The 22,938-nt window shown below is 57.7% G+C and carries 24 protein-coding genes; 7 read left to right on the plus strand and 17 right to left on the minus strand.

Features of this window, described 5'->3' with window-relative positions; translation table 11 throughout:
- Window positions 1-2 precede the first annotated feature (2 nt).
- The 6 genes from ABS758_RS07420 to ABS758_RS07445 are packed head-to-tail and all read right to left on the minus strand — an operon-like array spanning window position 3 to window position 5,612.
- Window positions 3-527, minus strand: a complete 525-nt coding sequence (locus ABS758_RS07420) for a DUF3833 domain-containing protein (RefSeq protein WP_350381675.1) — start codon at window positions 525-527, stop codon at window positions 3-5.
- Window positions 524-1,780: an MFS transporter gene (locus ABS758_RS07425; protein ID WP_350381674.1), complete on the minus strand. Its 1,257-nt coding sequence runs from the start codon at window positions 1,778-1,780 to the stop codon at window positions 524-526. Before ABS758_RS07425 ends, ABS758_RS07420 begins: the two co-directional genes overlap by 4 nt.
- Window positions 1,777-2,292 carry a chalcone isomerase family protein gene (locus ABS758_RS07430; RefSeq protein WP_350381673.1) on the minus strand — a complete coding sequence of 172 codons (516 nt, stop codon included), beginning with the start codon at window positions 2,290-2,292 and terminating at the stop codon, window positions 1,777-1,779. The genes ABS758_RS07425 and ABS758_RS07430 overlap by 4 nt, the downstream gene beginning before the upstream one ends.
- A gap of 1 nt (window position 2,293) precedes the next feature.
- The gene (locus ABS758_RS07435) at window positions 2,294-3,508 is read right to left on the minus strand and encodes a class I SAM-dependent methyltransferase (RefSeq protein WP_350381672.1); all 1,215 of its coding nucleotides are present in this window, start codon (window positions 3,506-3,508) and stop codon (window positions 2,294-2,296) included.
- Complete coding sequence (locus ABS758_RS07440) at window positions 3,505-4,329, minus strand: DUF1365 domain-containing protein (protein ID WP_350381671.1); 825 nt, start codon at window positions 4,327-4,329, stop codon at window positions 3,505-3,507. Before ABS758_RS07440 ends, ABS758_RS07435 begins: the two co-directional genes overlap by 4 nt.
- A complete protein-coding gene (locus ABS758_RS07445; RefSeq protein WP_350381670.1) occupies window positions 4,326-5,612 on the minus strand; it encodes an NAD(P)/FAD-dependent oxidoreductase in 1,287 nt (428 codons plus the stop codon). Before ABS758_RS07445 ends, ABS758_RS07440 begins: the two co-directional genes overlap by 4 nt.
- 189 nt (window positions 5,613-5,801) lie before the next feature.
- On the opposite strand from ABS758_RS07445, the gene ABS758_RS07450 reads away from it, so the two are divergent.
- The 5 genes from ABS758_RS07450 (at window position 5,802) to ABS758_RS07470 (ending at window position 10,587) form a co-directional block, all read left to right on the plus strand.
- The gene (locus ABS758_RS07450) at window positions 5,802-6,407 is read left to right on the plus strand and encodes a TetR/AcrR family transcriptional regulator (RefSeq protein ID WP_350381669.1); all 606 of its coding nucleotides are present in this window, start codon (window positions 5,802-5,804) and stop codon (window positions 6,405-6,407) included.
- A 21-nt stretch (window positions 6,408-6,428) separates the two neighbouring features.
- Window positions 6,429-7,871 (plus strand): cryptochrome/photolyase family protein, encoded by a 1,443-nt coding sequence (locus ABS758_RS07455; protein WP_350381668.1) that lies wholly within the window; start codon window positions 6,429-6,431, stop codon window positions 7,869-7,871.
- 139 nt (window positions 7,872-8,010) lie between these two features.
- Window positions 8,011-8,871 (plus strand): SDR family oxidoreductase, encoded by an 861-nt coding sequence (locus tag ABS758_RS07460; protein WP_350381667.1) that lies wholly within the window; start codon window positions 8,011-8,013, stop codon window positions 8,869-8,871.
- Window positions 8,872-8,908: 37 nt separating this feature from the next.
- The gene (locus ABS758_RS07465) at window positions 8,909-9,235 is read left to right on the plus strand and encodes a hypothetical protein (protein WP_350381666.1); all 327 of its coding nucleotides are present in this window, start codon (window positions 8,909-8,911) and stop codon (window positions 9,233-9,235) included.
- A gap of 797 nt (window positions 9,236-10,032) precedes the next feature.
- Window positions 10,033-10,587, plus strand: coding sequence for a cytochrome b (locus ABS758_RS07470; protein WP_350381665.1), 555 nt, complete (start codon window positions 10,033-10,035; stop codon window positions 10,585-10,587).
- Between the two features lie 251 nt (window positions 10,588-10,838).
- Here the strand turns inward: ABS758_RS07470 and ABS758_RS07475 are convergent, their stop codons facing one another.
- The 9 genes from ABS758_RS07475 to ABS758_RS07515 all read right to left on the minus strand — a co-directional run bounded on the left by ABS758_RS07475 (window position 10,839) and on the right by ABS758_RS07515 (window position 19,216).
- Window positions 10,839-11,924: a YeeE/YedE thiosulfate transporter family protein gene (locus tag ABS758_RS07475; protein WP_350381664.1), complete on the minus strand. Its 1,086-nt coding sequence runs from the start codon at window positions 11,922-11,924 to the stop codon at window positions 10,839-10,841.
- 11 nt (window positions 11,925-11,935) lie between these two features.
- Window positions 11,936-12,877 (minus strand): sulfurtransferase, encoded by a 942-nt coding sequence (locus ABS758_RS07480; protein WP_350381663.1) that lies wholly within the window; start codon window positions 12,875-12,877, stop codon window positions 11,936-11,938.
- Window positions 12,878-12,962: 85 nt separating this feature from the next.
- A complete protein-coding gene (locus tag ABS758_RS07485) occupies window positions 12,963-13,865 on the minus strand; it encodes a carbohydrate kinase family protein (RefSeq protein ID WP_350381662.1) in 903 nt (300 codons plus the stop codon).
- A 74-nt stretch (window positions 13,866-13,939) separates the two neighbouring features.
- Window positions 13,940-14,782: a glutathione-dependent disulfide-bond oxidoreductase gene (yghU, locus tag ABS758_RS07490; RefSeq protein ID WP_350381661.1), complete on the minus strand. Its 843-nt coding sequence runs from the start codon at window positions 14,780-14,782 to the stop codon at window positions 13,940-13,942.
- 44 nt (window positions 14,783-14,826) lie between these two features.
- On the minus strand, window positions 14,827-15,045 hold the full coding sequence (locus tag ABS758_RS07495) for a SlyX family protein (protein WP_350381660.1): 219 nt from the start codon (window positions 15,043-15,045) through the stop codon (window positions 14,827-14,829).
- Between the two features lie 18 nt (window positions 15,046-15,063).
- Entirely contained in the window at window positions 15,064-16,338 is a 1,275-nt protein-coding gene (locus ABS758_RS07500) for a M20/M25/M40 family metallo-hydrolase (protein WP_350381659.1), read from the minus strand.
- Window positions 16,339-16,351: 13 nt separating this feature from the next.
- Window positions 16,352-17,392: an allantoicase gene (gene alc, locus ABS758_RS07505; protein ID WP_350381658.1), complete on the minus strand. Its 1,041-nt coding sequence runs from the start codon at window positions 17,390-17,392 to the stop codon at window positions 16,352-16,354.
- Between the two features lie 86 nt (window positions 17,393-17,478).
- The gene (puuE, locus tag ABS758_RS07510) at window positions 17,479-18,411 is read right to left on the minus strand and encodes an allantoinase PuuE (protein ID WP_350381656.1); all 933 of its coding nucleotides are present in this window, start codon (window positions 18,409-18,411) and stop codon (window positions 17,479-17,481) included.
- A gap of 46 nt (window positions 18,412-18,457) precedes the next feature.
- The gene (locus ABS758_RS07515) at window positions 18,458-19,216 is read right to left on the minus strand and encodes a GntR family transcriptional regulator (protein WP_350381654.1); all 759 of its coding nucleotides are present in this window, start codon (window positions 19,214-19,216) and stop codon (window positions 18,458-18,460) included.
- A gap of 268 nt (window positions 19,217-19,484) precedes the next feature.
- Between ABS758_RS07515 and uraH the strand changes: the two genes are divergently transcribed.
- Together uraH and ABS758_RS07525 are read left to right on the plus strand one after the other, a co-directional pair.
- Window positions 19,485-19,838, plus strand: a complete 354-nt coding sequence (gene uraH, locus ABS758_RS07520; RefSeq protein WP_350381652.1) for a hydroxyisourate hydrolase — start codon at window positions 19,485-19,487, stop codon at window positions 19,836-19,838.
- A gap of 52 nt (window positions 19,839-19,890) precedes the next feature.
- Window positions 19,891-21,129 (plus strand): urate hydroxylase PuuD, encoded by a 1,239-nt coding sequence (locus ABS758_RS07525; protein WP_350381650.1) that lies wholly within the window; start codon window positions 19,891-19,893, stop codon window positions 21,127-21,129.
- An 81-nt stretch (window positions 21,130-21,210) separates the two neighbouring features.
- Here the strand turns inward: ABS758_RS07525 and ABS758_RS07530 are convergent, their stop codons facing one another.
- Entirely contained in the window at window positions 21,211-22,359 is a 1,149-nt protein-coding gene (locus ABS758_RS07530) for a type II secretion system protein (protein ID WP_350381649.1), read from the minus strand.
- A complete protein-coding gene (locus ABS758_RS07535) occupies window positions 22,349-22,936 on the minus strand; it encodes a type 4 pilus major pilin (protein ID WP_350381647.1) in 588 nt (195 codons plus the stop codon). The genes ABS758_RS07530 and ABS758_RS07535 overlap by 11 nt, the downstream gene beginning before the upstream one ends.
- Window positions 22,937-22,938: the final 2 nt, after the last annotated feature.

The raw sequence follows: 22,938 nt of genomic DNA on the forward strand, positions 1-22,938 counted from the left end.
AATTATTGGTCACGGCGAAAAAACACAGTGACTTGCCCGACCTCGAAGCCAAACTTGGTCACGCTGGCTCGATTGACGACGGTTTGTTCGTCAATCTTGAACATCCAGTCGTCAAACTTAACCTTGTAGACGGAATCGCCAACAGGCAGCTTGAGGGTATAACGCATGCGAAAAGCATTGCCAGACGCATGGCCTATGGCCACACCCACCACATCGTGCGCCTTGCCGTGCAGCGACCCATCTGGCTGCGGGGAGAACGTCCACTCACGTTCATCGTCAGTGCCGTCGTTATAAAAGAAGTGTTCTTTGAGTATGAAGTTGTCACCCTCGTTATGCCCTTCCATTTTGATATGGAAACGCTTAACGACCTCGCCACTGCGCTTCTGAAACATGCCCCATGCCTCCGTCTTGCCCTGGAAGTACTGGGTGACGTCAAGCTTGGGTTCTTCTTGCGCGTAGTGAGCCACATCCGGCATTGCACATGCTGTCAATGCCAGCACGCTACCTAATATCAGCAATGTTCTCATGGTGTTGTTTCTCCAGTTGAATCGTCAAGAAAATGCAGCCGCCACATGGCCAGAAGCTTCAGCAAACAGGGCAGACCCCCGTAGGTCCACGCGAGCGCGTGCCCGCCACTGCCCGTAACACCAGGCTGATAACCGAGAATTGCAAGCCATGGCAAGGCAAGGCCCGACATCGCAAGCGTGAGTTTCCCCAACAAGCTCCATACGCCGTAATACGCTGCGGGGGACTCACGTTCGGGTATAAGACGAGCCAGCAGCACGGGTGGCAAGACTAGATCTGCACCCAGTGAGAGCCCCGCTGCTACGCAGATAACCAGATAGGGGTAGCGGTCTCCGGGACCCAGAGTGGCCGCCCATACAAAGGTGATAACCGCCAGCACCATGCCCAGTCGCCACGCGGCTACAGGACCGAGACGCGATGCAAGTGCCATCCACACAGGCATGCCAACCGCGCCAGCCAGAAAATAAACACCAAGAAAGTACCCAGACCATTGCGGCTCAACCAGTACATCGGCAATAAAAAAGAGAGCAAGCGTCGCAGGAATGGACACGGACAGCGCGTTCAGAACGTATGGGAACAACAGACGCCTGATCTTCTTGTTCTGCAGACACGCGCGCCAGGACACATTATCTGGCGTGTCTGAAGCGTGCGCCCAAGCTGGAGCCCTGTAGAGCAAGGCACCCATGCCAACCACGAGCAGCAGGGCAAACACGACTGAATAGGCGGCCATACTCTGCTGCGGGTCCTTGCCTGTGGCATTGATTAGCCAAACCGGCAGCGTACTGGCGAGCATCACACCCAAAAGGCCAAACGCTTCGCGCCAGCCCGAGGCCAATGTCAATCCGGCAGTGTCAGGTGCCAATCGCGCGCCCCACGCCAGATAAGCGATGTTAAGCACACTGTGAGCCGTATAAACAACGATGAGCGCCACAGCTAACCACAGCGCCAACATTAGGCCAGAAACGGGCACAAGCCACAGCCCGGCAAAGGCCAGGACCAAAACGACGCTCGCACCCCATAGCACTCGCCCGAGGCGCGACTGACGCGCAAGACGATCAACCCATTGCCCTATCCAGGGGTCTTGAACCGTATCAATAATACGTGCTGCGAACAGTACAAACCCAGCTAGCGATAGCGACAGGCCGAGCTGGCTGGTGTAGTAAATAGGCACCTGAATGTAGACGGGTAAAGCTGCCATGGCCAAGGGCATACCGAGCAGGCCATAAGACGCAAAGGATGCAGCGCCGCATCTCATGGCTGTGTTCGCAGAAGACTTTTACGCAATTCTGGCGCTTGTGTATCGGGGTCAAGCCAGATGCGGAAAAACGTACGGGCAAACTCAGCGTCCTTGATGTCGGCCGTAAGCTGTGCCCCCATAAAAAACCTGACACCACTGCCAGGCATATATACGCCGGTAAGACTGTCTCCTGGCTTGACGTCGACAAAAGCCTGTTCCAACAAAGTGCGCCACTGCTCAAGCGTCGCCTCGGATACCGGCGATACGGCCAGGCGCTTCATCTCGTCCAGACTGCTTTCGACAATTTTGCGGCGTGAGATCGTGCGATGATAAGTGAGCTGAAGAGCAAACGCCGCGTCCAGAGGTGCCGATGCACACGCCCCCCACAGTTGTGCCTCATAAATATCAAAGCCATACTTGCGAAACTCACCCTGCCCGCACAGTTGTGCATCAGGCAGCGCACCTCTCCAGTCAGCCCATGAATGGGAACTAAACAGGCCCAGTGCGAGAGCAAGCAGACAGGTTCGCATGCTATTCGGGTCTGGTGAACACAAACTGAACGACGTCTGTGCGTCGTTCTTCAAAACCGGCTTCGCAATAGGCAAGATACAGCCGCCACGTGCGTATGAACCTTTCGTCAAAACCCTGTCTGCGAATGTCTGAAAGATGCTGCTCAAACGTCTGACGCCAGCGTCTGAGGGTTTCGGCGTAATCCTTGCCAAAACGCAGGGTGACATGGCCTTCAAGGCCGGCGCTGCACCCCACCTTAAGCAAGCGTTCTGGGCTGGGCAGCATGCCACCAGGAAAAATAGATTGCCTGATGAAATCACTGCTGCGACGGTACTGCTCGAACCGCGACTCGTCGATGGTAATGGACTGCAGCAGCGCACGCGCACCGGGCTTAAGTCTATGGTGAAGAATTCGCCCGAACCCCGGCCAGAATTTTTCACCTACCGCTTCGAACATCTCGATGGATACGACCGCGTCATATTGACCGTCAATATCGCGGTAGTCGCACAGCTCGACCTTGGCCAGGTTATCCAGCCCTGCCTCCGCAATACGTTTTTGCGCCAGTTCGCACTGTGCCTGAGAAATCGTTACACCGTGCACCTGTATCCCTCGACGGGCAGCATGCAGTGCAAAGCCACCCCATCCACAACCTACTTCCAGCACACGCATACCCGGCCGCAACCCCAATGACTGCACAATATGTCGGTATTTATCGTCTTGGGCCAGCGCCAGGCTTTTTTGGTAATTGCCTGCAAACAGTGCGCTCGAATATCCCATGCCTTCATCCAGCCACTGCGCGTAAAACGCATTGCCAATGTCATAGTGGGCGTGGATATTGCGTTTGCTTCCGGCCCGGCTGTTCACGCGCAAACGATGCAGCAGCCCGTACCACAACCGCGAGATCAATTTGCCTCCAATCGCTTCGGGAAAGACGGCTTGATTGCGAATGGCAAACTGCAACAGCATGGTCAAATCAGGGGTATCGAGCCAGCCATCCTGGTAGGCGTCTGCAAAACCGATATCACCATTTCTCAATATGCGTGAACAGCTACGCCAATCATTAATCTGCAAGGTGGCGCCAGGCAAGGCCACCGGCGATCCGAACATTTTCCGTTCACCTGTTGGCGTGACAAGAACCAGATGTCCGACCCTGATGTGCTCGAGCAGCGAGAGGAACACACGGGCTGCAGCAGGGGTGCGATAAATGACGGCGTCAGAGGTGGATTGTGATGTCATAGTTTCTTATCTGTTGGGTCACGTTCGGAGACCACAGTGCTGGACACCGTATCTTCGGGTGAAGGCTTGGAGAAAAAGGGGACTTTGCGCAGCCAAAGACGTAGTGCCTGCCAGTAAATACGGGCAATGATAGAGAACGTCATAAAAGGCTGACGCGCGACAGCATGTAGGGCCGATCGGCGATTGAGTTCACGATTACGTCCACCTACCGACGTGCGCAGCAGCAGACCCTCGATGTCGAAGTAGTCGATAGCTATAAATGAGGTGTCAGCCGTGTCTCGCAGGCGAAACTGATAATGCCCCTCAACCTGGCAAAACGGCGATACGCGCAACTGCTTGCGGCATTCAAGAACGGTATTGCCCGTGATGGGTTCGTCGTTGGGCCCCGTCAGCAAATAACTGTGCCGCTCTCCAAAGGTGCTTGTTACCTCGGCAAGCAAAGCACGCAGATTTCCGGCTCGGTCATGGCAATACCAAAAACTGACAGGGTTGAACACATAACCCAACACACGCGGAAACGTCTGCAACCAGATATCGCCGTCGGCCTGCACGCCCGCGTCAGCCAGCTGACCGCGCACCCATGCGGCCAGATCAGAGCCATCACATGCACCGTAGTCACGTGTGTGAATGCCCATAAGACCTGGGCGATCAACGCCAAACCACCAGCTATTGAGCTGCGCCAGTTGATCAAGATTGAGGCGAACGCAAAATATGGGATACACGAACCGATTGCGCACCGGACGCAGCCGCTCATGCATGACGCGTCCCGAAATCAGCACGGCGGATTGGGTTGGTGCCGAATCGGAAGACGAGATATTCACACTGTGGCCCACTCAGGCGATACGCCAAAACTTCTGGCCACACGCAGCGCTGACTTCAGCCCATCTTCGTGAAAGCCGCAACCCGTCCAGGCGCCAGCGTGCCAGGTATGCCGAACACCCTGCAACGACGCGAGCTCGCCCTGCGCTTTGATCGCAGGCAGATCAAGAATGGGGTGCTCATACTCCATGGACAACAGCCTTGTTTCGGGTGCTGGCAGAGTAATGGGGTTGAGCGTGACCACCACAGGCGTTTCGAACGGCAAAGGCTGAAGCTGATTAAGCAGGTAACTTACGCACACGGGACGCCCTCCATCGACTGCGTTGGCACCCAGATAATTCCAGGCAGACCACACGCCACGGCGCTGCGGCAAAAGCGAGACATCAGTATGCAGCGTTGCCAGATTTTTCTGATAGCGCACCGCGGCCAGAGTGGCTCGCTCTTGCTCGCTGGAGTCCTGCAGCATGTGAAGGGTTTGCGGTGCGTGCGTGGCCATGACGATGGCATCGAATTGCTCGACACCCGACGCAGTACGCAACTTGATTCCATTGTTGTCGCGCGAAACACCTAATACGGGGGTATTTAGACGCAAATCTGAAATGCTGCCAATCAATCGACGCACATACTCACGTGAGCCACCTGCAACCGTTCTCCATTGGGGACGATCGCGCACCTGCAATAGACCATGATTGGCGCAAAAGCGAAGAAAAGTCTTGGCCGGAAAATTGAGAATGTCTGAGGCGGCGCTAGACCAAATCGCCGACGCCATGGGAAGAAGGTAGTTATTTTGAAACGTTGCGCCATAACTGCCCTGCACCAGCAGTTCGCGCAGCGAACACCCACTGGCCTCCGCCATAGCGAGATGACGCGGCGCCGCCTTGTTGAACCGCATGATGTCGCGCAACATACCCATAAAACTGGGCGAGAAAAGATTGCGTCGCTGGGCAAATACCGTGTTCAGGTCGCTGCCCGCCCACTCAAGCTGGCCATTGTCGAGCGACACTGAAAAGCTCATATCGCTGGGATGTGTTGCAACTTGGAGCTCTTCAAACAAGCTGATCAGGTTTGGATAGGTACGATTGTTGAAAACCAGAAACCCTGTATCAACAGGATGTGTCACCCCTTCGAGCGTTACATCAACCGTATTCGAGTGTCCTCCAGCGTACCCAGCCGCCTCAAACAGCGTGACTTGATAACGCCTGCTCAAAAAATAGGCGCTGGCCAGCCCGCTGATGCCCGCCCCGACCACGGCCACACGAGCGCCAAAATCAGGGGTGTCAGGCATGTGACATGCAGAAAATAACTGCCTCTTTTGTACATGAGGTTTGCTGGCAACGTATTGCCGGCAAACCGCCGGATACGAACGACGCGGGAAAGGCGATATCAAACACGGTGCGCACCCTTAACATTCAGTGATAAGATCAATCTTACTTTTGCGTCAAAATCAATTACTAATCAGTATCTTTATTTACTAATGAGTATTCTAAATCGATCCAGTTTTAAAGACAAGGCCTTCAAGATGCGTGAAGACGCAATTCTTGATGCCACCACCACAACGCTGGCCATCAAAGGTTTTGACCTGATGACGATGGACGACATTGCTGCCGAGGTGGGCATTTCTAAACCAAGCCTCTACAAGCACTTCAAATCGAAGGAAGATCTGGTCGGCGAAGCCATGATCCGTCTGATGGACGGCGCGCTTGAGCAGCTCGAAGCAATGCCAAAGACGGCAACACCTGTAGAGCAATTAAAGTTGTTGCTTGAATGGGCGTTACGAGTGCGACTAACAGGAGGGCTACCATTTTTGCCTTCTACGAGCCCTCACGTACGCAACATGCTTACCCGCAATTTGAGGTACGTCACCCGCGTGCTTAAGCTTCACCAAAGACTTAAAAAAATCGTGGCACAGGCCAAAGCCAAGGGTGAACTGAGCATCCGCCTGCCTGATGACGTCATCCTGTTTTCGTTCTATGCCCGTACCTGCGACCCATCCGTGGAGTACCTTCAGCTCTACAGCAAACTCAGCGCAGATGCCATCGTGCAGCATATGCTGCAAGTTTGCTTCGAAGGGCTGAAATAACGTGACTCAAGCGGCCGCATAATGCATCAATTCGAACACGGGCTAATGTGGTTTCGACGCGACCTGCGCATTGAGGACAATGCCGCGCTGCACCAAGCGCTACACCAATGCCGCAATCTGTCCTGCGTTTTCGTATTTGACACAGACATTCTGTCGGCACTCCCTTCCTCTGACCGCCGTGTCGCCTTCATCGATGACTGCATTACAGTGCTGGACCACAAACTGCGACAAGCAGGTACACAGCTTATTGTCCGTTATGGCACTGCACAGCAGATCATTCCTGAGCTGGCGCAAAGCTTGAACATAGACGCCGTGTTTGCCGTACGTGACTACGAACCTCAAGCGCACGCCCGGGATACCGACGTAGCCGACTCGTTGAAGCATGATGGCCGTGAGTTTTTCTTGCTCAAAGACCAGGTTATTTTTGAGATCAACGAAATCCTGAATGGCCAAGGAAAGCCATACCAGGTATTCACCGCCTATAAAAACGCATGGCTCAAAGCGCTTCGACCATCACATATTGCAGCAGTTGCCAATGAACCTCTGCTGAGCAAGCTGGCCCCGGTACCAACTGGCTTCACTACACGCCCCTCGCTGGAAGATATGGGATTTACTCACCCAGTACAACCGATCCCGGTCAAAGCGGGTAGTGATGGTGCACAAGCCCTTTTCGCTGACTTTTTGCCACGCATGAACACCTACCATGAACGGCGCGATTTCCCGGCAATAAAAGGGCCAAGCTATTTATCTGTCCACCTGCGCTTTGGCACCATATCACTGCGCGAGCTGGTTCGGGCGGCCTACACGGCCATGCAATCGGGCAGCACCGGAGCGGCGACTTGGCTGAGCGAACTGATCTGGCGCGACTTTTATTTCATGGTTCTTCATCATTTCCCATACGTCACAGACCACGCATTCCGAGCCGAATACGACGCTATCGTCTGGGAGTCAGGCATCGAAGCGGATAAGAATTTTGAAGCCTGGTGCAACGGTCAAACTGGCTACCCCATTGTGGACGCTGCCATGCGCCAATTGAACCAGACCGGCTATATGCATAATCGATTGCGCATGATTGTCGCGAGTTTTCTGACCAAAGACCTGGGCATAGACTGGCGGCGAGGCGAGCAATATTTTTCTCGGCAACTAAATGACTTTGATCTAGCCGCCAACAATGGTGGATGGCAGTGGGCCGCATCGACAGGCTGCGATGCGCAACCCTACTTCCGGATATTCAACCCCATCGCCCAGTCACAAAAATTTGATGCGCGAGGCGCTTTCATTCGACGTTATGTTCCTGAGATCGCAGGCCTGCCAGACAAAGACATCCACGCACCGTGGCTGACTCATGATACCGTTCTAGCCGCCGCACAGATAAAGCTTGGCGATCGTTACCCTATGCCCATCGTCGATCACCGCTCTGTACGCAAAGTAACCTTGGCACGCTATGGAATTCTGAAAGGCTGAAACCCTCACATTCGACCTGAACCAAAAACACATGGCGGCTATAGTCAGCATGCTTCAGGTAATGGGAGCCAGTTGGGCGCATGCATGTGTTGCTGCGGACGGCCAATAAAAACAGATTTGATCAAAAATTTAAGCACTGATGTCAACAAACACAGAAACCTCATACCAACAGACACAGCGCGTACTGGTAGCCGGTTGCGGAGATGTGGGCACTCGCGTGGCACTGCTGTTACGCGATTCCGGTGCCGAGGTCTGGGGCCTGAGGCGTTCGGATGTGCCACTTCCCGCTGGCATCACGTTACTGCAAGCTGATCTAACCGACGCACGCAGCCTGCGGAATTTGCCCGAACATATCGACCGGGTGGTGTATCTGCCTACGCCCGATACTCGCGATCGCCCAGCCTATCGTCAAGTGTTTGTGCAAGGATTGCAGAATCTATTGCAGGCATTGGGTAGGCCAGCACTACAGCGCATCGTGTTTGTCTCTTCCAGCGCCGTTTACGGCGAGCACAATGGTGATTGGGTCGATGAGGATACACCGGCTGCACCGCTTGGATTCAATGGCGAAGTGCTGCTCGAAGCCGAACAATGGCTAGCCGAAAGCGGTCGGCGGGCAACGGTCTTACGGTTGGCTGGGCTCTACGGCCCGGGGCGCACTGGGCTGTTCGAACGGCTGCGCAGCTGCCGTGCGCGAGTGCGCACGGAGCCGCCATTCTGGAGCAACCGGATACATGTCGATGATGCCGCTTGCGCTATTGTGCATATTCTCGGGTTACCTGATCCGGCAACGCTTTATCTGGGCGTGGACGACACGCCGCTGCCAATTGCTCAGTTGTATGGTGAAGTGGCGCGTAGGCTGGGGGTACCGGAACCCACCGAAGGGCTTGCGCCGCAGGGTATCGGAAGTAAACGCTTGTCTAATGCGCGCTTGCGTGCATCCGGTTTTGTACCACGCTGGCCCGACAGCCGTGCTGGCTACGCTGCGCTCGTGAAGGACTGACATTTAATCGGTGGGCGCTTGGCACCGACAACGTGCCATGGCTTTTTTCCACGTAGCGGATAACCTTAAATCGGTCGTGAATCACCCCGGCTCTGAGTGGCAGACCATCAGGTGCAATCCGCAATACGCCAATCCTTCGGGGTTGGCGTTTTTGCGTTCTGCGGCTTGGCTGCCAATTCACTTCTCGAAGAGATATTTCACCAGTGCGGCAATGGCAAGCACCAGCACGGCCGTGATAAGCAGCCAAAAAACTACCATGGGCCACAACATTTGCGTGTGCGTTGGCATCGGGCAGGAGCAGCTTGATGCCGATCCAGAGCAGCAGCGCACCGACGAGGCCAGCCCAACCAGTGCGTGGTTATAGGCACTCCACGACATGGAGGCTTGAAGTCGACAAATCCGGCAAGGAGGCAGCGCCGGGCTTCCAACTGTCCAGTGACAGTGATTATGTTCAGGAGCTGGCTCAGCCAGTTGGCTTAAGGCACGGGGACCCAGGCCTTACCGGCCCCGCGCCGAGCCCCTGCCCGTAGGCATGCGGCTATGAACCGACTTCGAGTTTTTAGCCCCCGAATTGCCGCCCATCCCGGACCAGCGTGCCTGTTTCATTGGAGCCTTGGGCCCCGCCGGCTTTTCAGCCTCAGGCTTGATACCAACTTGAGTATCGTCTTTCTTTTCCATGACAATTCACCCTGATCAATATGTAGCTGCATTCTGCGGCCAACACGACAGCATAGGGCATATACCAAAATAAAGCTTCTTATCTCTTTGACTTGGCCGACAACCCGCTGTTGAGCACAGTTACGCGTTGTAGCGCTTGGTCCAGCAGCCTCAGGCAAAATGGCTACGTCCTAAAAGAGGCTGTCATGAAAAGAATACTTTCGGTTTGCGCAATTGTCGCAATGCTTTCCGCCTGTGCGGTGTATACCCCCAGCGGATCGGTCGTGGTCGATCCCGACCCAGGCTATGGATATGGCGGTTTCTGCCCCCCAGGCCAGGCCATGAAAGGCAATTGCTAAGCATTAAAAAGGGCTGGTGGCACTGGTCGCCCTGCACGCCAACAGCCCGCCAACAGCCCGCCACACACCCGGCAGCATGCATTCATCACAGGTTCATGATTCCGCGCCTATGATGACATCCATCCTATGACACCAAGGCCACAGCATGAGCACGCCGGACTCCCGATACCATCCTTTAATGATGACGACGCACTGGTTGACGCTGGTGCTGCTGATCGCCGTATATGCCCTGATCGAGTTGCGCGGCTGGGTACCCAAAACCGACCCCTTGCACGACGCCATGAAATCCTGGCACAACATCCTTGGCCTGACCGTGTTTTGCCTGGTGTTTGTGCGCTTGGCCGTACGCAACCTTACCCATACGCCACCTATTCAGCCGCCCATGCCTGTGTGGCAAGATCGGCTGGCGCACGTCATGCATATTGCCCTGTATGTATTTTTGATTGCCATGCCCATACTGGGATGGTTGACGCTGAGCGCCAAGGGGCGGCCCATCCCCTTTTATGGCTGGGAGTGGCCGGCCCTGATCAGTGCCGACAAGCCTCTGGCCCGCACCTTGCAGGATATCCATGAGGTGATCGGAAATATCGGCTACTTTCTGATCGGCTTGCATGCAGCGGCCGCAATCGTGCACCAGACGATGATGCACGACAACACCCTGACCAGAATGCTGCCAGGGGGCCGCCGCGCAATACTCTAGGTTGGCCTAAAAGGTAGATGCGCAGTGCCCGCCACTGGGCGCCACACCAGAGCCCATCGCAATCAGTGGGGGCTCTGCGTATACATTAACCGAGGCACTGTGCGCCCAGTCCCAAGCAAAAAAGCCCACCATAACAGCCCAAAAGGCCAAAGCCAGAAAGCGATTATTCATGTGCAGCCCTTTTTGCGGATTGCCCCGCGGCTGGATAACACACGGGCAAGAGATAATGAGTAATCATGCACGGCCCTCGCTTAACTGGCAAACCACCGGCGGCGTACCCGCACACCGATCAAAGAACCCATAAACGCCATGGGCACCCAGATCCAGCCATGCAGGCTGCCGGTGGAGATGCCGCTGACCATTGCACCGATGTTGCAACCAAACGCCAGGCGGGAGCTATATCCCAACAGCAGGCCGGCCACCAGGCCAATGATCCATTGGGCTGAAGTCATCGGGCGGCTGTTGGGGCGCGGCTTGCCCGCTGCAATCCACAAGGCACCCGCCAAAATACCAATATTGGTGATGGATGTGACATCCAGAAAAACTGACTGTGTGAGTGTTGCCGTATTGACGGGCTCGCTCCAGAAGGCATTGGTGGCCGGGTCAAAAAGCTGTGCTGCCGTGGCAATCTTGGCCGCCCACAGACCAAACCCATAAACAATGCCCCAGGGCTGGCCGGCAATAATCAGGTTAAGCACCGCCAAAACCGCCAGCAGCAAGGCACCAATCAGCAGTTTGCGATCCCACCAGCGGGTGGTGCGGCCCGTCCAGCGGGTTACGCCCCAACCCACCAGGGCCAAGCCAGCCAAGGTAAGCAGCAAGGCTGCAGGCGCCCCAAAGTGTGTCACCAATCCGTAGGGTGGCAAAGCCCCCAGGGACAGCCATTGCTCGAGTGTGGCAGAGCCCAGGAAGCTACCCAACGCAAACAGAGGCAAGATAGCCATGTTCATGGGAATGCCCAAACCAGCTTTATACAAAGTGCCCGAGCCGCAACCATCCGCCACCTGCATGCAGCCGCCAAACACAAAGGCGCCTACGATCAGGCTGATGCTGGGGGGCCCCAGAGCAGCGCCCAGATCAGTGGGGAACGCGGCCAGCAAAGGCATGGAGACAGCTGCCGCGATGGCCAGCAGCACCAACTGGGCCAACACGCCAGAGGGGTCGCGTTGCTCGATAAGCTTGCGCCAGCCCGTGGTAAAGCCAAACCGCGCACCGGCCAAAACGGCACCTAGACCAATACCCACCATAAACAGCAAGGCCTGGCGCAATGCCACCGACCAGGCCAGGAACACCAAAAAGGCGGTGATCGCCACCGCCAAAGGAACACGTTTTGTCATGTAAAACCTGCTTAGCTGAGGAGCCCTTTGAGCTTGTTCAGGATCTGCTGGCCGCGTCCAGGGACGTTCTCCATGGGATGATCGGCATTTTGCGACCATGCTGCCATAGACTCGGGATACAACCGGACATTTTTTACACCAACAATCTCGGATAAAGCAAACCAATCAGTGGCAGCCCAGTGTCCGGTATTGCAAAACGAGATGGTTTCGCTGGCCTGTGACTGGGGCAACAGCTGGGCGGCAATCTGGCGGGCCTGATCGGGAGCAACAAAGATTGACGTGCCCGGCTTGAACCAGCGGCCATTCTCAACATTGACAGCACCCTTGATGGTGCCTGGTACCTTGGCGGTAGGCGCCTTGACCTTGCCCAGATAAAAATCCAGAGGCCGCGCATCCACCAGCGTGGTGCTGGGGTTGCCCACCTGAGCAGCCACTTGATCGGTGGTCGCTAGGATGGAAGCGTCGGGGTGCGCCTGGAACGTGCTGGCCGTGATGCTTGGCACAGAGTTGTCTTGTGGCAGACCCGCGTCCACCCAGGCTTTCTCGCCGCCATTCAAAATAGAAAGCTCGGTAAGCCCCAGGTATTTGAGCGTCCAGTACACCCGGGCCGAAGCGCCAAAATCAGTGCTATCCGCCCCCGAAGAGACCACCACAGCATGCGTGCCCTGATCCACGCCCAACGCCTGCACTTGCTTGGTGAACTCATCAACCGAGCGCAACTGCCCAGGGTTATTGGCCGGGCCACGCCACTGCGCATAAGGAGCAGAGACCGCACCCGGGATATGGCCGGCCGCATAGGCATCCGGTGGCCGGATATCGATGACCCGAACATCCGCTTGCTGATGCAGGGAGTTGAGTTCGGTGGGGGCCAGCAAAGGCTGGGCAGCCCAGGCACTGGACACCGATGCCAGGGCAAGCGCGGCACCACCAAGGACAGCAGACAGGATATTCATGAGAAAACCACGAAAAATGAGAACAGGAAACCATTGTCCCAGATTTGTTCACTCGGACAGCGATACCTATAAAACCAAAAGTTATTTAGGCACGTAAAAGCCCGCCCATGTTGGCAGGTACACGCTGGATGATGGCCGCCGCGCTGTCGGTAGCGGCTGCCAAGGCATCCTGCGCGGCAGCACCCTCTGCCCAGACATGCACAAACGCCGAAGCAAACGCGTCGCCCGCCCCAATGGTGGACACCGCCTCCACCCGCTGAGCCGCATGGAAATGGCTTGCCTGTCCATCAAAAAAAACAGCCCCCGCGGCGCCAAGCGTCAGGAGAATCGCTTGCCCAGGACGCCGCACCAGACGGCGTGCCAGCGCCTGGGCAATCTGTGGCGACGGCGCATCTGTGCGAATAGTGTCGTCGGCCAGCAACTTGGCTGCCTCTTGCGCGTTGACACACAAAAGGTCCGCCTGATCCCACAAGCCATGCAGGGCCTGGGGATCGGACAGTTGGCGGGCGCCCGGTGTGACGACCAGCCGAAACGGCCGGCGGCTGATGGCCGACAAGGCATTTTGCAGCCAAGCCTGTGACTTCAGCGAGAGCCCCGTGACATACACCACATCGGCCTGCTCCAGGCCCGGAAAGCCATGTTCACCCACCCATGCACTGGCCCCACGCTGGGCGTACGCGCGTGCTGCCCCGGTGTCATCAATCATGACCACCGCCTTGCCTGTGGGCAGATGATGCGGCGGAATGGTTGCACGAATCCCGTGTCGCTGGAGCAGGTCGCGGATCAGGCCGCCTTCAAGATCTTGCCCCACACAGGCGTGCACGGTAACCCGCGCACCACGGGAAGCCACGTTAAGCGCCGCATTGACCGCCCCACCCCCGGCATACAGGCCGATATGTTCGACATCCTGCTTGGCACCCCGCATCGGATGCACGCGCGACACGACGATATCGACAATCGCCGCCCCGATGGTGGTGAATTGCAGCATGAGGGTTCCTGGTGAGTGCAAAAAGTAGCCCCGGCATATGCGCAGCAAAGCAACGCCTGCCGGGGTGCGGGTATTTACAACAAGCCGTCGAAATCGCTGGCGGCGTGGCGCTCGCGCAAGCAGCCCTCGGAGGTGCGGTTGACGAGACGGCCACGTTGCACTGCGGGGCGTTGCGCAATTTGAGCCGCCCAACGCTGAACATGCTGGTAGTCTTGCACTGAAAGGAATTCGCCGGCGCCGTAGACGTCTCCTTGTACCAAACTGCCATACCAAGGCCAGATGGCGATGTCAGCGATGGTGTAGTCGTCACCCGCGACATAGGCCTGCCGGGCCAGACATTGGTCGAGCACATCCAGCTGACGCTTGGTTTCCATCGCAAAGCGGTTGATGGCGTATTCGATCTTGAAAGGCGCATACGCATAAAAGTGGCCAAAGCCACCTCCCAGGTAAGGGGCGCTGCCCACCTGCCAAAAGAGCCAGGACAGACACCGTGCCCGGGCGGCTGGTGCGGTGGGTAAAAACACTGAAAATTTTTCGGCCAGATACTGCAGGATGGCACCAGACTCGAACACCGGGATGGGCTCATTGCCGCTGTGATCTACCAGTGCCGGGATCTTGGAGTTTGGATTGATCGCGACAAAGCCGCTGCCAAATTGGTCGCCCTCGCCAATGCGAATCAGCCAGGCATCGTACTCGGCCCCCGCATGGCCCGCCGCCAGCAGTTCTTCGAGCATGATGGTGACCTTGATGCCATTGGGTGTGCCCTGCGAATACAGCTGCAACGGGTGTTTGCCAAGGGGCAGCGGCTGATCATGCGTGGGCCCCGACACCGGGCGATTGATGCTGGCGAAACGCCCACCACTGGGTTGGTCCCAGGTCCAGACTTTGGGGGGGACGTACTCGGACAACTGGCTCATGGACAGACTCCTGTGTGATCATCGATATCAGGCATTATCTTGCCTCAATAATGCGGCGGACGCTCATCTTGCAGATTGCGCACACCAGAGCCACCGTCCGTGCCCTGCTGTTGTCGCAGCATCACCAGCTCTTGTGCCAGCACCTCGATTTGCTGCTGTTGGCGAAACACCGTGGTGTTCAGCTGATCGAGAAGGTCATCGGCCTCGATGGCTTTCAGTTCGAGTTCGATCAAGCGTTTTTCCAACGCTGACGGGTCTGTCATGGTGTGCTTCCTTGAGAATCAATGTGCGGCCTGCGCTGCGTCAGCCACCAGAAAATCAGCCAGCAAACCGGCCATCACCTGGGTAGCGCCTTTAAGGTCGCTGAGCATCACGTGCTCGTCGGCCTGTTTGGCACCCGACTCAAGCACGGTGCGGGGCCCCGCACCATACATGACGGTGGGAATCCCATGCTCGGCATACAGGCGCGCATCAGCATACAAAGGCGTGCCGACAGCGGCAATGGCTTCATTAAACACCGTTTGCGCATGCGCCTGCAGGCTGGCCACCAGCTTTTCATGCCCCGGCAAGGGGCGCAAGGCCCGCGCCAGCAGCAGGCGCCGGATGGACACTGTGATGCCGGGCAGACCGGCAACCGCCTGTTGTACAAAATCGCGCACCTGGGCTTCTACCTGTGCGGGATCTTCTTCGGGGATCATCCGGCGATCCATTTTCAGCACCACGCGCCCAGGCACCACATTGGTATTGGTGCCACCGTCGATTTTCCCGATGATCAACGTGGGATGGCTAATGCCGTCAATGGAGGAATGCACGGCCTCCAGCGCCTGCGCCTGCTGGTAGGTTTCTACCAGGATGCGGCTTGCCGCCTGCAAGGCATCATGCCCGGTTTTGGGGGCAGAACCATGGGTTGCCTTGCCATTGACGGTGATTTCAAACTGCAGGCAACCATTGTGTGCCGTCACCACGGCATGGCTGAAACTGGCACAGATCGCATAATCGGGCCGGCTCAGGCCCTGCGCCAGCAACCAGCCGGGGCCTTTGAGTCCACCAAACTCTTCGTCGTAGGTAAAGTGCAGCTCTACTGCACCCCGTAGCGGCAAGCCGCTGGCCTCGAGCGCGCGAACCGCGTGGAGATAGGTGGTGAAATCGCTTTTGGACACAGCGGATGCGCGCCCATACAGGCGCCCGTCCACCACGGCGCCACCATAGGGGTCGTGCGTCCAGCCATCCCCCGGAGGCACCACATCGCCATGGGCATTCAGGGCAATCACCGGGCCACCGGATGCATACTGGCGGCGGATGACCAGGTTGGTGATGGAGCGCATGCCGTAAGCCTGCACTTCATCAGCCGGCACGCTGTGGCGCTCTGCCTGCCAGCCCCAAGCCGCCACTACATCGGCCACCGCCTCTGCATGGCGCGCCGTGTCGCCTGGCGGCGTATCCGTCGGGATAGCCACCAGGCGCTGCAGCAAGGAGACCTGCTCATCAAAATGTTCATCCACCCAGTTGCGCAAACGCGCATCAAAGGCCCGGGGAGCGTTGGTGAGGGGTCTCATTCTTCAGCCTTCCTCAGCGAGCCAAACGGCCCCAGATGCGCACGCGGCTGATGCCGCCATCCGGGAACATATTGACGCGCACATGGGAGACCGGCCCAACTGGCTTCAGGGCGTCGGCCTCGTAGAAATGCTGCTTGTCCATCTCGGTTTTCTGCTCACCCAGGATCTCCGGCCAGAACATGGATTGAGTAATCAGCGACTGATCTGTGGACTCTTGCACCAATGCGCCCTGCACCGAGACACGGTCGGGGTAATTGCCCTTGAAGTGGGCCGTATCGATTTCTATTTTCTCGACAGTCACCGGATGGCCGAGCTCGATGATGACCCAATCGTTGCCCGGCTCACGGCGACGGCGGGTTTCCCAGCCATCACCCATGTTCGCGCCACGTCCCGGTGTGAGCAAGGGCATGGGTGAGCCGAAGTGTGAGTCGTTGTAGGCCACGATGCGCCCGCCATTGGCCAGCGCCGATACTTCGTAAAGCTGCGAAGGATCTTTTTTATCCCAGTTGCAGGCTGGCTGGCCGTAGACACGCAGGCGGGCCACGCCGCCGTCCGGAAAGATGTTCAGACGAAGATGCGTCCAGACACCGTCGTTGTCGATCTCGACGAAATGATGGGCGTTTCCTTGCAGCGATTTGGCCGGCACAATTTCAACCCATTGGGTTTGTTCGGTGGGCTCGCCCTCGCATTGGGCCACCTGGATGGACGCTGCAGGCGGGAAATTGCCTGTGAAATGGCTGGTGTTGATGTCCAGCCCCTTGATGGTGCCGGGCAGCCCCAGTTTCACGATCGCGGTGTCGTGGCCACCATTGCGGCGGCGACGGGTTTCCCAGCCGTCCATCCATTTGCCGTGGTCATCAAACTTGCCAACGATGAATACGGGTTCAGCATCCTGCAACATGCGCGGGGCGCCGGCAAAGAATTCATCGGTGCACGACAGCACCTTGGCACCCAGTTGCTCGCTGAGCAAATTGGGGTACCGGGACGCAAAAACGGGCAGATCAACAGCAGGGGCGTCGATGACGGTACCGACGGGCAGATTGGAAGATGCCATGGAAATACGCTCCAGATTCAGAAAAAAACCGTCCGAAGCAACCTCCGGGCGGTTGGGCGCCGGGCATGCGATGCCCGGCGGAAAACTTACTTTTGGGTGTAGGGATGCGTCTTGACCCAATGACGGGCGACGTCAGCCCGGGTGGCAATCCAGACACGATCATGCTGCTGGATATGATCCAGAAACCGCTGCAGGCCGGCAAAACGCGCTGGGCGGCCGGTAAGGCGGCAATGCAGGCCCACAGACATCATCTTGGGCGAGGTTTCCCCTTCGGCATACAGCACATCGAAGGCATCGCGCAAATAGTGAAAGAAGTGGTCACCCGTATTAAAGCCCTGTGGCGACGCAAACCGCATATCGTTGGTATCCAGGGTGTAGGGCACGATCAGCTGTGGGTGCATGCGGCCATCGCCCAGATCCACTTCCGTCCAGAAAGGCAGATCATCACCGTAGTAGTCGGCGTCATACAGAAACTGGCCTTCCTCGGCCACTAGCCGGAGGGTATTGGGGCTGTCGCGGCCGGTATACCAGCCATCGGGATGGCGCCCCAGCAGTCGGGTAACCACCTCGACGCAGCGCTGCATATGCTCGCGCTCGACATCCTCGGACACGTCCTGGTAATGGATCCACCGGTACCCGTGGCAGGCCACTTCATGGCCCAACTCGACAAACGCACGGGCAACCTCGGGGTTGCGCTCAAGCGCCATCCCCACACCAAATACGGTCAGTGGCAGGCCTCGCCGCTCAAATTCACGCAGGATACGCCATACACCGGCACGTGAGCCGTACTCGTAGATCGATTCCATCGACAGGTGACGCGCCGGGTAGGCCGCTGCCCCGATGATTTCGGACAAGAATTGCTCGGATGCCGCATCACCATTGAGCACACAGTTTTCGCCACCTTCTTCATAGTTCATGACAAACTGCACGGCAACACGCGCCTGCCCGGGCCAATTGGCCTGGGGTGGCGTCCGGCCGTAGCCGATCAGGTCGCGTGGATAATGAGGGTCTGTCATCAAAAGTCTCCAGAAAATAAGGATCGGTGCGATAGCCGGCCAAGCGGTATCAGCGCCGCACACTAAAGGCGGACCACGGATCAGGCCCCCCATCCGAGGGGGCCTCCATCCGGTGTTCACAATCTTGCAAATGGTGATCCATGGCTGCGCGCGCACTACCAGCATCGCGCTGCCGAATATGATTCAGGATCTCGCGATGCTCGACATACGAGCAGGCACTGCCCTCGGGCCCATCGCCCAGGGCAATGATGAGCGTGGTACGGGCGCACAGGCCGGACAACATCTCGGTGAGCACCTGGTTATCCAGCACCCGAGCCAGCTCGACATGAAACGCATTGGACAGACGCAACCAACTGATGCGGTCGCCATTCTCGTAGGCTTGTTGCTCGCGCGCCACCATGTCATCCAGCGCCTGCAGACGGGCATCCAGATCTTCAAGCCCCACCAGTTGATCGATGGTCAGGCCTTCAAGGGCCCGGCGCATGGCAAACACATCACGTACTTCTTTGGGCGCAGCCTGCCACACATAGGCCCCGCGATTGGGCTCGATCATCACGATCTTGTCGTGCGCCAGCTGCGCCAGGGCTGCCCGCACTGTGCCACGCGAGCAGTCAAAGATTGAACACAGCGTGGCTTCGGTGAGTTTGGCCCCGGGCAACAAACGACGATCCATCGCTGCATCAAAAATTTCATCGTAAACACGCTGTGTTTCTGACGGTGCACTGGCTGCTTTGGGCGCGCGCAGCGACGAAGCCCGGGGAGCCTGCAAATCGGTGGCGTCACGACGAGACGGTTTTAACTGAAGCATGGGCGTGCGGTTTAAATGAGGTCACATAATCAACAAAATTTGTTGACAATTATTGTGGATCACGCGAGAATCGTCAACACAAATTGTTGACAATGTGTCGGGCGCTGCGTTCTGCTAGATGGCAAGACCAGTCCGACGTAAACCGTCCTGTTCCGACTGGCCACTGGCCAGGCGCGCACTGACAGGCTCTGCCGCCTCGTATGGCAGGGGTTGTCAGGATGGCCATACCGGGGGCCCACTAACAGGATACTGACCGGGGATCACTCTCATGGGAAAACTTTCCACCCATGTCCTGGACACCGTACACGGTGTACCGGCTCAGGGCGTCGCCCTGGAACTCTATCGCCTTGAAGGCGAAACACGCACATTGCTGACACAGACAGCCACCAACCACGACGGACGCTGTGACGCGCCGTTGCTAAGCGGTGATGCCCTTGTCAAAGGCACCTACGAGCTTGTCTTCCATGCGGGAGACTACTTTGCGGGCAAAGGCATTGCATTGCCAGAGCCGCGATTCGTGGACGTGGTGGTGCTTCGGTTCGGGATTGCCCAGCCAGAGCAAAACTATCACGTCCCGCTGGTGGTGACGCCTTGGACATGGTCCACCTACCGCGGCAGCTAAGCCTCTCCGCGCGCACCCCAAAAACCAATATAAAAGTAGAGGAGACCTCGTCATGGAAGGTTTTTTTCTGGAATACGGCAATTTGCTGCTGCGCTGGCTGCACGTCATCGCGGCAATCGCCTGGATTGGCGAATCGATTTACTTTGTGATGCTGGACCTAAGCCTGCACGCCCCAAAAGGCGAACACAGCAAGAAGCTGGGTGTCTACGGAGAACTTTGGGCCGTGCACGGTGGCGGCTTCTATCACAATCAAAAATATCTCACCAACCCAGCCGAGCTGCCCGACGACCTGCATTGGTCGTTCTGGAAGGCGTACACCACCTGGCTGTCCGGCTTCGGGCTGTTCATGCTGTTGTATCTGTTGAAAGCCGACATCTATCTGGTAAACCCCGCCAGTCCCTGGGAATGGGCTCGCAACATGAGCGGCTTTGAGGCCGGCATTCTGGCTGTGCTGTTTCTGGTGATTGGCTACAACGTGTATTCGCGCTTGTGCCGCATCATCAGCCCCACCGTCAACCACGATGGGTGGCTGAGTGCCGCTGTGGGCGTGATGATGGTAATTGTTGCCTGGCTGACCTCGCAGATTTTCCCGGGCCGGGCTGCGTTTTTGATTACCGGCGCCCTGATGGCCACCTGCATGTCGGCCAACGTGTTTTTCTGGATCATCCCCGGGCAGCGGCGCATGGTCAAAGCCTTGAAAACGGGCGGAAAACCCAACCCGCTGGACGGGGCCTGGGGTAAACAGCGCTCGGTGCACAACACGTACTTCACCCTGCCGGTGATTTTCCTGATGCTCAGCAACCACTATTCGTTTACTTACTCAAACGAATATGCCTGGGTCATCATGACGCTGTTCATTTTTGCCGGCGCGGTGATCCGCCAGTACTTTGTGCTGCGCCACCTGGGCAAAAACGACCTGCGCTATCCGGCTGTTGGCATCGTGTTGCTGGCACTGATTGGCTGGATTGCAGCACCCTCGCCCGCACCGGCACCCGTACCGCTGGCCGCCGCCACAAGCCTGGCGGGCAGCACGGCAAGCACTACAGGCGTATCCATCGAACAAGTACACGGGATCATTCAGGCACGTTGTGTTGAATGCCACTCGGCCAAACCCACGCAGCCTGGTTTTGCTGCAGCACCCGCCGGCATCATGCTGGACACCAACGCAGAGACCTTGCAACACGCTGCGCAGATCAAGCAGGTGGTGGCCAACAAATATATGCCACTGGCCAACCTCACCAACATGACGGACGAAGAACGCGCCGTGATTGCGGCCTGGAGCGGTCAATAAGCAAGGCCTGGCTTTAAGCAGCCAGGCGGCATCACAGCAGGGCGGCTTGTTTAAGCCGCCCTGCTTTTTGGTGCTTTGGTTTTAACCCGGATGGCATACCACACCCTGGCTTAAGCCCTCGGGCGCCATGACTGAGCCGGTTTCGGCCACCAGCACAGGCTGGTAGCCAATCCCGCAGTTGCAAGCACCTGTGTTTGGGTTGACCGTACTGGCACCTGTCTGGCTGACGCAGCCTCTGCGGCTGTTAAACAGATAGCCGCCACCAGCAGGCCGGGCCAGCGGCTGCCACTGGCCCTGCAAACAGATCAAGAGCCCCGGGTACATGCCGTTGCGACCGATCAGGTTCTCTGTGCCACAGCCACCATATCGAATCCACCCCTGATCAAGCCGCAGGCCTTGCGCGGCCTGCAAGGTGGTATTGCTGCGTACCCTGCCCTGCACCGTGACATCACCCTGAAAATCGGGATCACGCTCATCCCGTACGCGCAAAAAATCGTCTGTGTTGACGGGAGAATCTATATCGGGAGGGGTTTCAGCCACAGCACTGCCGGCTTGTGCGGACAACAAGGCCACCGTACCCGGCTGCCATCCTGCCCCGACAGGCACAGGCACGCGCACCCCCGACCCGCTCAGCCAATCGCCGGCATGCGGCCAGACCACCAGGCCACGGCCACGAGCAGCCAGCAGCCACTCGGCCACCAAGGAGCGATCCACCTGCCCGTGCTTGTCCTGCAAGGCGGGCTGAGCCACCACCAGGGCCTGTAAAGTGCACGGAGCCAATGGGCAACTGCCTGTGCGACTTGCTTGCCAGACCAGCTGTTGGCGCAGGGGCCCAGCCGATTGCCAATGCGCGGGCAGCAAACCGGCTGCCTGCAGCTCTGGCACACTGGGTGCCTGCCAGTTGGCAAACCCTTCCGAGGCCATGACAGCCTCTACATCCGCCTGCTTGAGCGAATGCTGGTAGCGCTGCAGATAGCCGTCGGCCGCTGCCCGGGCGGTTTCCATCCACACTGCCAGCGCCTGCGCCTGCAAGGCACGGGAGCGCTGCACCCACTCGTGCGTTGCCCAGATGCTGAGCACCAGGGCGATGGCGGCCACTACCATGAATTCGAGCAGCAGTGAACCCTGCTGGCGCCTGCCAGCAATAGACGCCGTCATACGCAAGGCTACCCGCCAACGGGCTGCCAAAGGCCAGGACAGCTTGCCGCCGCAACTTAAATCAGCGCGCATAAAACACAAACTGATTGGTGTCCCCACGACTGCAGAGAGACTCGGCGGTGAGTGCACTGTATGGTGTGGTGGCATCCTTGACAGTAATGGCCGCGCCTCCCTGGCTGCTGACCGTAATGCGATCGGCGACACGCTGCAGCACCGATGCAATCGAAGGGCAGGCCACATGATTGACCGCCTGCAAGCGCAACAGAAACCCGGCGCCCGCTTCATCGGGCTCGACCTCGATCGCCCCCGTGCCCAGACCGTGCAGCACGGCACCATCGCTGGCCTGTGTGAGCACGCTGGAATCTGCCACCATCGAGACCAGATTGGCATTGCTGATCTGGCTATAGGGCGGGTCTCCAGCCGTACTGGCATTGATGCGGGTCTGCATCATAAAGCGGGCCAGCTCCTGGCCAACCTTGGGCACCTTGTTCTCCAGCACATAGCTGCCGATCGCCGGAATGCCAATGACTGCAATCAGAAGCACGATAGCAGTCACGATCGAAACTTCGATCAGGGAAAAGCCTTGCTGTGAGTGCCGCGTGTCTTTGCCCGCAGAAAGCCGGTGAGGATGAAAAAGATGATTGCGCATGG

The sequence above is a fragment of the Castellaniella sp. FW104-7C03 genome (assembly GCF_040276085.1).
In the GTDB taxonomy this organism is placed as follows: domain Bacteria; phylum Pseudomonadota; class Gammaproteobacteria; order Burkholderiales; family Burkholderiaceae_B; genus Castellaniella.

Excerpts from the sequence above, each read along its gene's own strand:
- ABS758_RS07485 (WP_350381662.1), bottom strand. The coding sequence starts at position 13,865 with ATGCTGCAATTCACCACCATCGGGGCGGCGATTGTCGATATCGTCGTG.
- yghU (WP_350381661.1), bottom strand. The coding sequence starts at position 14,782 with ATGAGCCAGTTGTCCGAGTACGTCCCCCCCAAAGTCTGGACCTGGGAC.
- ABS758_RS07430 (WP_350381673.1), bottom strand. The coding sequence starts at position 2,292 with ATGCGAACCTGTCTGCTTGCTCTCGCACTGGGCCTGTTTAGTTCCCAT.
- ABS758_RS07480 (WP_350381663.1), bottom strand. The coding sequence starts at position 12,877 with ATGAATATCCTGTCTGCTGTCCTTGGTGGTGCCGCGCTTGCCCTGGCA.
- ABS758_RS07495 (WP_350381660.1), bottom strand. The coding sequence starts at position 15,045 with ATGACAGACCCGTCAGCGTTGGAAAAACGCTTGATCGAACTCGAACTG.
- ABS758_RS07470 (WP_350381665.1), top strand. The coding sequence starts at position 10,033 with ATGAGCACGCCGGACTCCCGATACCATCCTTTAATGATGACGACGCAC.
- ABS758_RS07535 (WP_350381647.1), bottom strand. The coding sequence starts at position 22,936 with ATGCGCAATCATCTTTTTCATCCTCACCGGCTTTCTGCGGGCAAAGAC.
- ABS758_RS07515 (WP_350381654.1), bottom strand. The coding sequence starts at position 19,216 with ATGCTTCAGTTAAAACCGTCTCGTCGTGACGCCACCGATTTGCAGGCT.
- ABS758_RS07525 (WP_350381650.1), top strand. The coding sequence starts at position 19,891 with ATGGAAGGTTTTTTTCTGGAATACGGCAATTTGCTGCTGCGCTGGCTG.
- ABS758_RS07465 (WP_350381666.1), top strand. The coding sequence starts at position 8,909 with ATGGCTTTTTTCCACGTAGCGGATAACCTTAAATCGGTCGTGAATCAC.
- ABS758_RS07460 (WP_350381667.1), top strand. The coding sequence starts at position 8,011 with ATGTCAACAAACACAGAAACCTCATACCAACAGACACAGCGCGTACTG.
- ABS758_RS07475 (WP_350381664.1), bottom strand. The coding sequence starts at position 11,924 with ATGACAAAACGTGTTCCTTTGGCGGTGGCGATCACCGCCTTTTTGGTG.
- ABS758_RS07500 (WP_350381659.1), bottom strand. The coding sequence starts at position 16,338 with ATGAGACCCCTCACCAACGCTCCCCGGGCCTTTGATGCGCGTTTGCGC.
- ABS758_RS07420 (WP_350381675.1), bottom strand. The coding sequence starts at position 527 with ATGAGAACATTGCTGATATTAGGTAGCGTGCTGGCATTGACAGCATGT.
- uraH (WP_350381652.1), top strand. The coding sequence starts at position 19,485 with ATGGGAAAACTTTCCACCCATGTCCTGGACACCGTACACGGTGTACCG.
- ABS758_RS07445 (WP_350381670.1), bottom strand. The coding sequence starts at position 5,612 with ATGCCTGACACCCCTGATTTTGGCGCTCGTGTGGCCGTGGTCGGGGCG.
- ABS758_RS07450 (WP_350381669.1), top strand. The coding sequence starts at position 5,802 with ATGAGTATTCTAAATCGATCCAGTTTTAAAGACAAGGCCTTCAAGATG.
- ABS758_RS07455 (WP_350381668.1), top strand. The coding sequence starts at position 6,429 with ATGCATCAATTCGAACACGGGCTAATGTGGTTTCGACGCGACCTGCGC.
- ABS758_RS07530 (WP_350381649.1), bottom strand. The coding sequence starts at position 22,359 with ATGCGCGCTGATTTAAGTTGCGGCGGCAAGCTGTCCTGGCCTTTGGCA.
- ABS758_RS07435 (WP_350381672.1), bottom strand. The coding sequence starts at position 3,508 with ATGACATCACAATCCACCTCTGACGCCGTCATTTATCGCACCCCTGCT.
- ABS758_RS07425 (WP_350381674.1), bottom strand. The coding sequence starts at position 1,780 with ATGAGATGCGGCGCTGCATCCTTTGCGTCTTATGGCCTGCTCGGTATG.
- alc (WP_350381658.1), bottom strand. The coding sequence starts at position 17,392 with ATGGCATCTTCCAATCTGCCCGTCGGTACCGTCATCGACGCCCCTGCT.